Annotated in this window: 17 protein-coding genes; all 17 read right to left on the bottom strand. The window is 32.7% G+C overall.

Translation table 11 applies throughout. The annotated features are described in order from the left end of the window. Positions 1 to 93 precede the first annotated feature (93 nt). Positions 94 to 576 (bottom strand): hypothetical protein, encoded by a 483-nt coding sequence (locus AC4HAN_RS05555; RefSeq protein ID WP_491091604.1) that lies wholly within the window; start codon positions 574 to 576, stop codon positions 94 to 96. Further along, positions 566 to 1,156, bottom strand: coding sequence for an ATP-binding cassette domain-containing protein (locus AC4HAN_RS05550; RefSeq protein WP_491091603.1), 591 nt, complete (start codon positions 1,154 to 1,156; stop codon positions 566 to 568). Before AC4HAN_RS05550 ends, AC4HAN_RS05555 begins: the two co-directional genes overlap by 11 nt. Next, entirely contained in the window at positions 1,153 to 1,635 is a 483-nt protein-coding gene (locus AC4HAN_RS05545) for a stage II sporulation protein M (RefSeq protein WP_491091602.1), read from the bottom strand. Before AC4HAN_RS05545 ends, AC4HAN_RS05550 begins: the two co-directional genes overlap by 4 nt. 2 nt (positions 1,636 to 1,637) lie before the next feature. Beyond that, positions 1,638 to 2,765: a hypothetical protein gene (locus AC4HAN_RS05540; RefSeq protein WP_491091601.1), complete on the bottom strand. Its 1,128-nt coding sequence runs from the start codon at positions 2,763 to 2,765 to the stop codon at positions 1,638 to 1,640. Positions 2,766 to 2,774: 9 nt separating this feature from the next. Next, a complete protein-coding gene (locus AC4HAN_RS05535; protein WP_491091600.1) occupies positions 2,775 to 2,942 on the bottom strand; it encodes a hypothetical protein in 168 nt (55 codons plus the stop codon). Continuing rightward, positions 2,939 to 3,790, bottom strand: a complete 852-nt coding sequence (locus AC4HAN_RS05530) for an ABC transporter ATP-binding protein (RefSeq protein WP_491091599.1) — start codon at positions 3,788 to 3,790, stop codon at positions 2,939 to 2,941. The genes AC4HAN_RS05535 and AC4HAN_RS05530 overlap by 4 nt, the downstream gene beginning before the upstream one ends. 1 nt (position 3,791) lies before the next feature. Beyond that, on the bottom strand, positions 3,792 to 4,460 hold the full coding sequence (locus tag AC4HAN_RS05525) for a hypothetical protein (protein WP_491091598.1): 669 nt from the start codon (positions 4,458 to 4,460) through the stop codon (positions 3,792 to 3,794). 49 nt (positions 4,461 to 4,509) lie between these two features. Then, positions 4,510 to 5,013, bottom strand: coding sequence for a hypothetical protein (locus AC4HAN_RS05520; RefSeq protein ID WP_491091597.1), 504 nt, complete (start codon positions 5,011 to 5,013; stop codon positions 4,510 to 4,512). A gap of 1 nt (position 5,014) precedes the next feature. After that, entirely contained in the window at positions 5,015 to 5,653 is a 639-nt protein-coding gene (locus tag AC4HAN_RS05515) for a hypothetical protein (protein ID WP_491091596.1), read from the bottom strand. Then, positions 5,646 to 6,290 carry an ATP-binding cassette domain-containing protein gene (locus AC4HAN_RS05510; protein WP_491091595.1) on the bottom strand — a complete coding sequence of 215 codons (645 nt, stop codon included), beginning with the start codon at positions 6,288 to 6,290 and terminating at the stop codon, positions 5,646 to 5,648. The genes AC4HAN_RS05515 and AC4HAN_RS05510 overlap by 8 nt, the downstream gene beginning before the upstream one ends. A gap of 57 nt (positions 6,291 to 6,347) precedes the next feature. Continuing rightward, positions 6,348 to 6,482 carry an aureocin A53 family class IId bacteriocin gene (locus AC4HAN_RS05505; RefSeq protein WP_491091594.1) on the bottom strand — a complete coding sequence of 45 codons (135 nt, stop codon included), beginning with the start codon at positions 6,480 to 6,482 and terminating at the stop codon, positions 6,348 to 6,350. 468 nt (positions 6,483 to 6,950) lie between these two features. Further along, on the bottom strand, positions 6,951 to 7,829 hold the full coding sequence (locus tag AC4HAN_RS05500) for an XRE/MutR family transcriptional regulator (RefSeq protein ID WP_491091593.1): 879 nt from the start codon (positions 7,827 to 7,829) through the stop codon (positions 6,951 to 6,953). A gap of 207 nt (positions 7,830 to 8,036) precedes the next feature. Further along, the gene (locus tag AC4HAN_RS05495; RefSeq protein ID WP_491091592.1) at positions 8,037 to 8,192 is read right to left on the bottom strand and encodes a hypothetical protein; all 156 of its coding nucleotides are present in this window, start codon (positions 8,190 to 8,192) and stop codon (positions 8,037 to 8,039) included. Between the two features lie 305 nt (positions 8,193 to 8,497). Next, positions 8,498 to 8,656, bottom strand: coding sequence for a hypothetical protein (locus tag AC4HAN_RS05490; protein ID WP_491091591.1), 159 nt, complete (start codon positions 8,654 to 8,656; stop codon positions 8,498 to 8,500). 408 nt (positions 8,657 to 9,064) lie between these two features. Further along, positions 9,065 to 9,295, bottom strand: a complete 231-nt coding sequence (locus AC4HAN_RS05485) for a Blp family class II bacteriocin (protein ID WP_491091590.1) — start codon at positions 9,293 to 9,295, stop codon at positions 9,065 to 9,067. 318 nt (positions 9,296 to 9,613) lie between these two features. Continuing rightward, positions 9,614 to 10,804: a sensor histidine kinase gene (locus tag AC4HAN_RS05480; RefSeq protein WP_491091589.1), complete on the bottom strand. Its 1,191-nt coding sequence runs from the start codon at positions 10,802 to 10,804 to the stop codon at positions 9,614 to 9,616. A gap of 164 nt (positions 10,805 to 10,968) precedes the next feature. Further along, complete coding sequence (locus tag AC4HAN_RS05475) at positions 10,969 to 11,718, bottom strand: response regulator transcription factor (RefSeq protein WP_491091588.1); 750 nt, start codon at positions 11,716 to 11,718, stop codon at positions 10,969 to 10,971. Between the last annotated feature and the right edge of the window lie 159 nt (positions 11,719 to 11,877).

Here is an 11,877-nt window from a genome sequence, read left to right as displayed (position 1 = left end):
AAAGTCCGATTTAAGCAGAATCGGACCTTAGACTAGCAGACAAGCTAGGAGTTGTTATAAGCACAGCAATGCGATTGCAAACTTCAGCTCCTTTTAAAAAAGGGCTGCAATGGAACTGAACAAGAAAGGAGAGACAGCAAGCAAAGCTGTTTTTAGACTATCATTCCTATAATAATTGATAGAAAACATAATGATAATAGAAATAAATGCTGTCAACTTAAAAACACTTAAAAGATCGTATGTTGGATGGATTAAAAGTAGAACACAGTCAACCAACAACATGATAGTTCTGGATAGCAGTACATCAAAAAGAAAGATTTTCCCATCCTCAATAAATAAGGTTATAAGAAATTTTGCAAGAAAGTAGCCAACCACTGCACTAACAATATTACTAACAACGGAAATGGCAAATACCAGCTTTTGAGGAGAAACTGTTATAACACTCTTTAATTCGTTTAATGCTGATAGTCTTTTGTCTAAAACCCCTGTTTTCAGCAATAAATCTACAAATAAAAACAAGATAAAAAGATGGCAAAGAAAGTTTCCTAACGAAAAAATAAGCGCATTATACTTCATGAACCTTTCCTCCTTCTATATGAAGAGTGCGGCTGTTTTGTTCCAGCAATAGACAGGACAGATTGTGAAAAACGTAAATAATTGTGGATGTTTTAGACAGTTTGACTAGCTGTTTCGCCACCATTTTTAAGCTATCATTATCAATTGTAGATAAAGTTTCATCAATAAAAATATAGTCCCAATCCTTAATAAATAATAACGATAAACCTAACTTTAGTTTGGTACCAACTGAAGCATGCAGGTAGTCATCATTATAGGAATCGCTAAAAAAGGCCTCTACATCAGCTTCTAATTCTGGAGTCAGCTTAACCTGATAAGTCTTACACAATAAATAAAAGTTATCCTTAATAGAAGACGGTGCCAGACCAATTGGATTCAAATCAAGAAATAGTATATCTCCTTCAAGCTTTAATCTTTTCTCATTATCAAATGCAGACAGTCCTGATAATAAGCGAATGAGAGTACTCTTTCCACTGCCATTTTTACCTGTCAAACGATACAATCCCTTGTGAATCTGAAAGGAAATATCATCGAAAAGAACTTTATGACGAATTGTCTTTGACACATGTTCTAATTTCATCCTATATACCCTTCTAAAAAAGCTGCACAAATCAATAGAAAATATGATCCAAGATAATATTTCCAAAAAGACAGTTGCTTTTTCAATCCTTTCTTAAAACTTTTTTCCTTGATCGAGTAATACAAAAGATATTGACTTAAGCCTTGATAAAATAAAAAATTGGGCAATTCAATAACACCATGCGGCGTCAGCTTGCTTAGTGTATAACCTACTCCATTTAACTGTATTCCCATACTGATTTGAAAAGTAGTAGTCAAAAGATCAAAAAATTGTAATATGGGAGAAATAGCAAAAAACAAAATATAAACTACAAAATTACCCGTATTATTTATTAAAACAGTAACAAATAACTGATGACTAACTGGCAGAATACTAGACTTAAAAAGCGAAGATTTAACTGCAAGACTCAGCATTACTCCTATAAAAATAGTACTAAAAATAAAGATAATATAATAACTTTTAAACATTTTATCAGACACTGTTATCCTCCCAAACTCATACAAATGATACAAATAAGATATAACAGAAGGAAAGAATATCTTAAAATATGATTCCTTTCTTCATATACCAAATAATCCAGTTTTCTGAAATAGGTAAAGGCAATCAAGAAATTTAAGAATAATAAAATAACCGCTTTAACAGTTACAATAAACGAAGAACTTACAACAAGTGCAGGCAAGGCAGTAAGATGTATAAAATTGGCATAAACTGTCCACAAATACAAACCACTGACTTTGAATCTGTCATAAAGCGTTAAATGATTATTGAGAATCAGCAAACGATGCCGTGTTGAGTCAATGTCTATATCTTGACTTTGATTGCCGACAAGAAGTTCCAGCAATGCCAAATAAATAGAAGTATACAAAAAAGTAACCGGAACCAATACCGTCCTATTCAGGTGATTAAACAAAAGCTGACCAAAATAGGTTATCAATAAATTAAAAATGATAATTAAAAAGAGCAGAAAAAGATTATTTTTAAAAATAGTTAGCTGTAACTTTAACAAAGATGCATCGGAAAAAGTACTCCTCTCATACTTGATAAAGCGAAATAAGAAATCGTCAATTCTAAAATGAAAAAGAATATAAGCTACAAGGACAAGCAAGGATGCTAATAAATTTAGAAGCAATAAGGCAGTATTTCCTTGATTCAGACAAAGTAAAGAAATTAAGAATAAAATTTGATTAACAACTGCTAAAACACCAGATAGCAAATGAGATAGAAGATTTATAACAATGATAACACAGCTGAAAAAAGCCATAGCTAAACTAACAGAATGATTGCTGATTAAGTAACATAAAGCCGCTATAGTAAGGATAAACTGTACTCTGTAAATATAATAGACGGATAAAAAAATATGCCTTAAAATATAACGACTCTTGACAAAAAAAGTCCCCAACCTTTGCTGATGATAAGGAAAAAGAACACTTGAATGCTTCATTGTCCCAAATAGACTAATGGATACAAGTAAAATTTGTTCTTGCATCCTCAAATTGATTGAATTATTGTTGGGGATTACTAAAATAACGATTAAGAATAAAAAGATCATCCCTATTGTATTGAGATGACCTAAAAAATCAGAATCCACATGCAGAAACCTTTTTTTCATAACTACCTCTTAATACAGAGCCGCTGCTGCTTTTCCTTTTTTCTTTAGAATATAGAGAACTGCTGCCGCTACTCCTGAACCAATGGGGCCGACACCCGTTACAAAACCAACATAAAAATAATACCCTTCATTAGTCTTTAAAAAATGAATTTTGAATGCTTCTTTAATTGACCTCATTCCGATTGATAAACAGTTTCAATTAGACTTCTTTTCTTTTTATAAAACTCATAAACGGTATTATCACTGTTAACAAGCAATCTTAATAATTCATTCGGCAAAGTAGATTGACTAAGATCAATTTCAAGATGATTCTCATCTACTATTCTTTTAGTGAACTTAATGGAAGCATCATTAAATAGTTTTTGGCTATCTAGACAGTGAATAATGTAAACTTCTTTTTCTGTAGAGTCTGGATTTATTAAATCCTTAACTGTTCCGCTGTCAATAATTTCACCACTGTCAATAATATAGATATAATCTGATACACGTTCCAATTCGTCTATGTTATGTGATGTGAGTAAAATAGCTGCACCAGTAGTTTTTAAACGCTTTATAATATCCATCATGATTAGTGCAGACGGAACATCCACTCCTGAAGTGGGTTCATCAAAAATATAAGCATCAAAATCCCCAATGGCACATTGGATGAAAGAAAGCTTCTTTTTCATTCCAAAAGAATAACCAGAAATCTTACCTTTTAAGTTTTTGTAAAGACCTAATTCTTTAGACAGGTTTATCGCATAGGATACATCTGTCTTTTTTAGTTGAGCAATGAATTTCAAAAATTCTAAACCCGTCCAGTCAGAATACATGTTATCAGCATCAGGCATAACAGACACTGCTCCTTTTTTGACCTCTCCAGAATCACACCTGTAGTAGTCCATTATTAATCCAATTAAGGTCGACTTGCCTGCACCATTTCTGCCTATAAGAGATGTAACCTTCCTATCTGATATTTGTAAACTCACTCCTCTTATAACATCATTCTTCCCAAATGATTTGATTAAATTATGACATTGAATCATTCTATATCTCCCTTTTCTCAAATATGAGTTGCCCAGCAAAAACCAATACGGCAGATAAAAAGTATAAAATTATTATTTCCCAAGTCTTGGATAAATAATGATAAGGAAATAACCAGCGAAACGGTTCTAATATTGGCCAACTTTTAAGCAAAGAAGCTGTATAAAGTATTGGGAATAGAATACTGAGCATCAAATTTATCAAATTTGATAAACGTTCACTACCCGCAGATACCGAAACCAACATTACTAAACTCTGAATATAAAGGTAGAATCCCAAAATCGCTAATAAAGAATAAAAAGGAATATTAACGGTACCCTTAGTAATAAATAAGATAAGCAAAGAAATAAAGGTTAATACTAAAAAGTAGCTTGTTGATGCTAGGTATTTAAAAAGATAGATACTACGCCGAGACAGATAAGGTGTTAAAAATCTCATCGTCTGAGATTCAATTTCCCCAGCAAGTAAACCTGAAAATAAAACAGATGAAAAAAGATAACCCAAAAGGGCATAAAGAACGAATAATGAATCAGTCAGTTCACCATCTAATAAAGAGCTCATCGAAGATGAGTATCTGCCTATAAGATAAGAAGATATTAGAAAAAAAGCACTAACAAAAAGAGATTTTTTAGAAAAAATTTCTTTTTTAAGAGTTGTTAAAAATAATACCACTAGTTGCCTCCTAATCGATTCATTTTACGACCTTTTCAAAAGTAAATTTCTAAAAAATAAACAGAGAAAATAAACGTAATATGGAAATAACAAGTGTTATGCACGACACCACACTTTTAAGCATATCTTTAAAAGTGATTATTCGCGAATCTTTTCTCTTCTCTATATTAATTGGAATTAAAGAATTAACAACATAAAATGATATTATTACTGTAAGATAATTAATCCCATAAACCAATATCTGATTCGTAATGACTCCTAAAACTACTATCATTGGTAAAAATACTAAAGAAAGTTTTAAGGTCGATTGTATTGCATAATATCTTAGTTCACTTAATGTTTGACTATTATAAAAAAAATGTATTTTTTTCCTTTGATTTTTAAGATATTCAAAATAAGCTAAATACATAAATCCTAATATGGTAAAGATTAAAGTTAATAAATAATCACGCTGATTATCTATTATAAAACTAGACAAAGCTAAAAAGTAAATAATAATCAAGTCATATAAAACACTTGTCCTAAGGATAAATAAAAAAAATCTTCCCTTCATTTCATCCTTCTTTTCTAGGATGCAGAATCCATAAATTAATAACACATAATACCAAATAAATTAACAACAATCCCCAATTACTTATACTGAGAAACAAAGAAAAAATATTAATAGATAGCATTCCACGAATACTGAGGGCAAGTAATCCACAATAAAGAATTTTCATCATTGTATAAATCATCTCTTTTTTACTATTTGACAAATATCTTGTACTCAACGAATTAATTAATGTCAAAAAAGAAAGTAAGTTAATAAAAATCAAGAAATATTTCAACGTATCATTTGTCACTTCTAATGGAACAAGTAGATAAAATATTAATAGAATTGATAATATCAATTTTCGATATCTATAATAACTTCTAGCCTTTTCAATTTCTATAACTGGGAAAAAGCCTCTTAGTAAACCTAATTTTTTAAATATCTTATCTTCTGGAATAGCCACATTACACAGGCCTATCAAGAGTAAAATTAAGGAAACAATAGGAGCTAGTTTAGGATAATTTCCTAGGGAAAAAATCAGGAATTTCCCTCCTATTAATAAAGAGAGAATAACTAATAATAAACTCAAAGTATTAAAGACCCCATATATTTGGAATCTTTTTCTAATTAAATCAATTTCTAAAAAAAATACTTTACTCAAATAACTCACGCTCCAACAAATCAACTTCGCCGCTGTTTTTAAATCGCTTTTTCACTTTTCCATCTTCTAAATAAATAAATTCATCACAAAGATCACTCAAAGTATCTAAAATATGGGATGAAACAATAATTATAGATTTCTTTTTTAACTCAGAAAGTAATTTCTTAAGTTGGTAAATATATTTAATATCTACACTATTAAATGGCTCATCTAAAACAATTAATTTGTAATCATGCAAAAAGACATTAATTAATGACAGTTTTTTTCTCATTCCCTGAGATAACTCGCTAATCAAGACATTTCCCTTTCCTTCAAGATTCAATTTTTTTAGAATATTAAGATTAGTTTGAGAAACTTTTGAATATTTTCTAATAATATCAATAAACTCTATAACTGTCATATAGTCAAAAGGCTCTAGATCTGAAGGAACATACAAGATGCTACTACTATCTAAATCAGATACCTCAAAAGAGACGTTAGATTTCTTGAGTCCAGACAGTAAATCCATGAATGTAGTCTTACCAGCACCATTTTCACCTATGAGACCAATAATATTGTTTTTCTTAATATCAAGAGTACTGATATTTAATTTAAAATTTGGATATTCATGAACAATTTTATTAATTTTCAAAGTCATCTAACCTCCTAAATAAGATTTGTGAAATCTAATTAGATTTCACAAACCAACAACTAACTAACCACCCCAAATGGAACGGATATAGTCAAACACAGACTCTCCTAATGAGAGGAGGAACCATTTGTTCTTCCAAGCCCATTGGATTGCTTTTGTACCGTATTTTGCAACAAATGCTAAAATTCTACCCCACATAATAAAGTTCTCCTTCCCATCAATTATTATAAAACTAAATATTAGCTAGCTTAACGCTTTATAAGTAATTGAACAAAATGTATTGTAGATATTTACGCAATGATTATAACATTGATTATTTCAACAATAACTTATTCGCAAATATGAAAATTATTGTTAATATTTTTTCTTATTTGAGAAAAACAGTGTTCTGATAAGTTGACTGTTATAATAAGTATAAAATACAGAAAGAGGTGCTTAATATGTTTGATTGGCTCGTTAAATTATTTACTGGTGGAGGCAGTGGCGGCGGAGGTGCTTTCTAATTTATTAAGATTCATAGGAGGTCTATTTATGTTAAAAAGATTGTTTACATTAGCTCTCATAATTCCATACTTTTTATTGCCACTTTTATAGATAAAAAGCAAGACTTTACATTTTATATAATAACTCCAAAAAAGGCTATCAGGAAAAACATTGATAGCCTTTTTATTTGTTACTATCAAAATTCAGCAGCAACTGCTCCATATTCGCTCTGAGGAACATAGCCATTGTTGGGTTCCCTAGCTTCTCAACCATGTTAACATAATATTCTAATTCAGCTTTATCAGTTATTTCTCCTTGCAAATATGCAATTATTTGTTTCAAAAAATTGAGTGATACTATAACAAACATATCTTGATAAGTTAGAAGTTTTTCTAAATGATTTATAAAATAGGCTGCATAGTAAAACTCCTTTCTCTCAATTAGAATCATAATTAAGTTTAAAAGAGCAACTTGTGCATTTTTCTTATTAGTAGGAATGGCAATATATAGCTTATTACGCTCAACAAAAGCTTTACCCAAGAAGATTAAATCCTCAACTGATAAGATAATCATAGTATTGCCAAAGAGATTGAGTTCATACTCGGTCCACTCTTCGATATTATAAAGATATGTCGTAAGGAACTCTTTATCCTCCTCTGATATTGTATAGCTATGATCCAAGGTATGAATAGCCACGCGGACAACTAATCTATTTAACCGGTTATAAGTGTCAAAACTTTCATAATCTCCATAAGTGTCTAAAATTTTCTTTAAGCCCTCAATATCACGCTTTGACTGAAATTCTACAATCTTATTTCCTATTTTGAAAAAATCATTTTCTTCATAATTATTTAAAGCATGAGCAAACTCAGAAAAATTCATATGAATGCCCTCAATAGCTAAGATCAGCTTGTCCGCTGCCAACATAGTCTGCCCATTTTCAAACTTTGATAATTGCGACACCGACAAATTATCTCGTGCTATATCCTTCAGTTTAAGTCCTCTTGCAATCCTGAGTTCGCGATAGAGTTCTCCCAATTCCATGGATTTTTTTGCTTCCAATATATTCCCTCTTTATCTCTTTTAGGCAGTTATTACAACTGTACTATTTGTCTCTACCTTAACAAAAACATATTACAGTTTTATTAACACATTTCCAATATAGTATTCGTGTTTATAGACCACAGCACCCAGGCAAGCATAAAGGCGGCCGGCATAAGTACCAGTGCTTGTCGTCTTTGATTTCCTTTTTTCATTTTCAAACTTGATTTATTCCTTAAAAATATCTATCATCTCAAACAAGAGTAAAGAGCGGCGTAGCACCAGCGGCTGCAGATGCCAAACAAGCTCTCGTGCCTCTGCCGTCAATTCCAGAAAGCACTCCTTATCCATGATTTCAAACTGCTTAAATGCTTGTATTTTCATAATATTTAATGTTAGCTGCTTGACCAACCGACGATATTAGTATAGCCTAATTTTTAAGCTGTGCACGTCTATGTCATGAGCGGTCGTTATTTTGTTGTGAATGGTAAAAGGGGAGTTTTTTATAACCTAAATTGTACAAATACCTTAGGAAAATAAGATATATTAAAAGAAATTCTATTAATTTCTACCGTTCAAATAATTCCTCCAAAAAAGAGGACTCAAAAATTGGTCCTCTTAAACATTTTACGGCATTTGAGAATCAATCCAACCCGCATAAACTCCTGCACCCGCTGCACATGCTAATGTCACATACGGAATAGCTGCCGCACAAGCTGATGCCCCTCTACAGCACCAGCCATGCCCGCCATAACATGTCTGTACAATCTTTGATTTCCACCTTGGATAACTTCCAAATCTAGCATATCAAGATTATCAAATTTTTTAATACTTCGAAATTCATACATAATAACACCTAATCTTTCTTTATCCTAATGAAACTTAGTATAGCTAATATTGAGAAAAAAACTACTGTAAAATGGATATATAAATAAATTAAAATATCTGAATAACTTCCCTGACAAATATTAATAATGGGAGAGATACTGGTTATCGCGATAACAATCAATGTTTTCCTAGAAAACAAATAGCTAAGAAAATTAAGAGCAAAATCAATCCATCTCATATTTTCAACTTTATCTTTGATAAGAGTTAAAAATAACAGATAAATCATAAACTCGAATATAACACTTCCTATAATTAGAACTAAACTTTTTTCGATCTTAATATCAAGGAACAAGCCATTTAAAAAATTTAAAATCGTTGATATACAAATTACAGTAAGTAACTTAAAGATTTTTTTATTCTGCATAATCTTACTGCGCCAATGCCCAGAGCGTTGCTGCCCCACAATACTGAGCACCTAAAATAGCTCCAGGGAGGAAACCGGCACCACCAGTAGCAAATCCGCCAACAGCTGCACCTTGTATAGCACAGCCACCAATAGCTGTTGCTGCTTCCCCAAATGAAACTTTACTTCCTCCTTCAACAGCAGAAAGCACTTCCTTATCCATTGCTTCAAATTGTTCAAATGCTTGTGTATGCATAATAAATCTCCTTTTATCATATTTATTTTGTCTGGTTGGCCAACCGACGATATTAGTATACCCTAATTTTTAAACTGTGCACGTCTATGTCATAAATGGTCGTTATTTTGTCGTAAACGGTCATTTTTTGTTCCATTTACACAATTTTTAACCAGTCACGACAAAAAATGAGTGTCTCATGCTTTAAGCACATCTAGCCGTTATTCCCTGTCACAATATTTCTAATCAGTCCCATGAAAGAAAATAATGTAGAACTAACTAATAATAAAAAGGTGCAGTCGCTGATATCCCCCAGCAGTCGCACCTTTTGTTATAAACTTACCCCATCTCTAAAATTTGCTGGAAACGACCCGGTCTGGTGCTTGTCTTGAGATTGGTATGAGGATAGCTACTCAGTATTTCTCTGACATTAGCCAGTCCCCACCCTCTGTCAAGTCCTTTAGAGGAATTGCCGCGCTCATAAAGGCCGGCCAGATTAATATTTTGATGAGACATGCTGTTTTCAATGATGAGAACAGTATTTCTTTGATGTTTAAAGTAGGACACCTGTAATTCTCTATCGTTGGATTCGACAGCTCCTTCTATGGCATTATCCAATAAAATAGAAAGCAGCCGGATAAAATCAAGGGGAGCTAGATTGGGCCTGCCAACTTCCTCCGGAATCTCTATTTTGACTTGAATACCAGACTCAGCAGCCTGAGACAGTTTGGCGGAGAATATGCTCTTAATCGCATCATCTCTGATAAGTGAGAGGTTGCCAATTTCAAAATGATCCGACTGTAAGAAATTAGCAGACCCTGCTGTCACTTCTTCAAAGGTTTGACGGACACTGGCCATATCATTGTGCTCAATACCATAGCGAAAACTGGCTAAAACATTAGCATAATCATGCCGAAAAGAGCGGATATCCCTGTACAAGCGCTCTATCTCATGGCTGTAGTTTGTTAAATGCCTCAATTCTTTTTCTTTCTGCTTTAACAGAACCAGCTCAAGGTGACTGGTCATTTTTTGATTTAAAGAAGCTATAAAAACAGGTACCGAAACCATGAAAATTAAGCTAAGATATTTTCGGATATCCATTGCTGAATCTCTTGGAATTAAACTAAGGTAAGTGAGGTTGTAGGACAGCCACTGAATAAAGGAATATAAGCCCAGTGTAATGATCGTCGGTCTGATGATTGAATGGATAACTGTTTGATCGGTAATCTCAAAAAGACGTTTAAAATCTACTCGCATAATACGCAGAATTAATTCATTGATAAAAATAGCCCCCAGACATTGCAAACAAGTTACCAAGCTTAACAATAATCCATCGTTACTATTAACTATATTAGGATAAAAGATACTAAAAATATTAAAAACTAAAAAACGTGCGGGAAGTTCAAACATAACCTTGGGGTAAAGGGCATAAAACCATCTTAGCCAAGCTCCTTTAGAAAGGTTTCCAAATTTGACTGCCAAAAAATAAAGCAGAGCAATATCCAACAAATAATCTGAGTAAAATAACATTCTTGCAGGGAAGTAAACAACAACCCCTATAGATAAAGCAATAAATCTATATTTGGCAGGTATTTTTATGCGAGTTACTCTTTCAAATATTATTAGGATAGTAACTAAAATGGCTGTACGAGAAATGATATAGCTAAAAAGAGTAGTTAAAGTATTTACCAGCACTATTTCCCTCCTTCATGCAAAGCTTCAATCGCCCTGATTAATTCTTTTATTTTTGGTCTGGCAACGATGCAAGTCTCACCATTTGGAAAATGGGCTAAACGCTGGCTATAATCTAATTTTGCGACATTAGCCGGATTAACAACATAGGAACGGTGAACCCTTAAAAAATGCGGATCACCTTCAATTTCAGCCAGAGTTCCATAAAACTCCATATAGTCATACTGACCGTGAAGAATCAGTTTATGAGGAGTGACCGACACTTCAATATAATAAATATCTTTGTAGGGCATCTGAATGCGAGAATAGTCATTTTCAAGAAGAAAAGTCTTGTCGGCAGCAGGCTGATCCAAGTTAGCGGCCACATAATCCAAGGCCGCCTTTATTCGTTCAGAAAACTTTTCTTCTGAAAAATTTTTATCAATAAAATCAAAGGCAGACACTTGATACTGAAAAGTCAGGGGCATTAGTTCAGAGTGCGTTGTCACAAAAACGATAACCGCCTGATTGTCTTTTTCGCGGATGCGGCGCGCTATTTCCAGTCCTTTCTTTTCCTCATTTTTGATTTCAATATCTAAGAAAAAGATTTGATGGTTACCCTTTTCTTTAACCTCAGCTAAGAGCTGGTCAGGTTTCCCGTAAGGCGAAATCTTACTTTCCAAGATATGCTGGTCTTGCAGATAATGAGTGATGATGTTTTCTAGACGTGACTGCTGCTTGAAATCATCTTCTAAAATATAAACCTGTATCACTAGTTTACTCCTATCATTTTAAAGGTGAGACTCATGCAGATTTCCAAAAAAATACTAGAGATTTTTCTCCGGCACAGTGTCAAGTCAAGTGCAACAAGTTCATGGATAGACTAGGATGCCATTGTTTAGGCTGTTTGGGCTAGCCCAAACAGAAATTTT

The sequence above is a fragment of the Streptococcus sp. ELY_86 genome (assembly GCF_058314495.1).
This window is presented reverse-complemented; position numbering and strand designations above follow the sequence as displayed.

What these genes read in the sequence shown, in the direction of transcription:
- AC4HAN_RS05490 (WP_491091591.1), bottom strand. Translation starts at nt 8,656, where the DNA reads ATGTATGAATTTCGAAGTATTAAAAAATTTGATAATCTTGATATGCTA.
- AC4HAN_RS05480 (WP_491091589.1), bottom strand. Translation starts at nt 10,804, where the DNA reads ATGTTATTTTACTCAGATTATTTGTTGGATATTGCTCTGCTTTATTTT.
- AC4HAN_RS05530 (WP_491091599.1), bottom strand. Translation starts at nt 3,790, where the DNA reads ATGATTCAATGTCATAATTTAATCAAATCATTTGGGAAGAATGATGTT.
- AC4HAN_RS05555 (WP_491091604.1), bottom strand. Translation starts at nt 576, where the DNA reads ATGAAGTATAATGCGCTTATTTTTTCGTTAGGAAACTTTCTTTGCCAT.
- AC4HAN_RS05520 (WP_491091597.1), bottom strand. Translation starts at nt 5,013, where the DNA reads ATGAAGGGAAGATTTTTTTTATTTATCCTTAGGACAAGTGTTTTATAT.
- AC4HAN_RS05540 (WP_491091601.1), bottom strand. Translation starts at nt 2,765, where the DNA reads ATGAAAAAAAGGTTTCTGCATGTGGATTCTGATTTTTTAGGTCATCTC.
- AC4HAN_RS05510 (WP_491091595.1), bottom strand. Translation starts at nt 6,290, where the DNA reads ATGACTTTGAAAATTAATAAAATTGTTCATGAATATCCAAATTTTAAA.
- AC4HAN_RS05495 (WP_491091592.1), bottom strand. Translation starts at nt 8,192, where the DNA reads ATGAAAATACAAGCATTTAAGCAGTTTGAAATCATGGATAAGGAGTGC.
- AC4HAN_RS05550 (WP_491091603.1), bottom strand. Translation starts at nt 1,156, where the DNA reads ATGAAATTAGAACATGTGTCAAAGACAATTCGTCATAAAGTTCTTTTC.
- AC4HAN_RS05535 (WP_491091600.1), bottom strand. Translation starts at nt 2,942, where the DNA reads ATGAGGTCAATTAAAGAAGCATTCAAAATTCATTTTTTAAAGACTAAT.
- AC4HAN_RS05505 (WP_491091594.1), bottom strand. Translation starts at nt 6,482, where the DNA reads ATGTGGGGTAGAATTTTAGCATTTGTTGCAAAATACGGTACAAAAGCA.
- AC4HAN_RS05485 (WP_491091590.1), bottom strand. Translation starts at nt 9,295, where the DNA reads ATGCATACACAAGCATTTGAACAATTTGAAGCAATGGATAAGGAAGTG.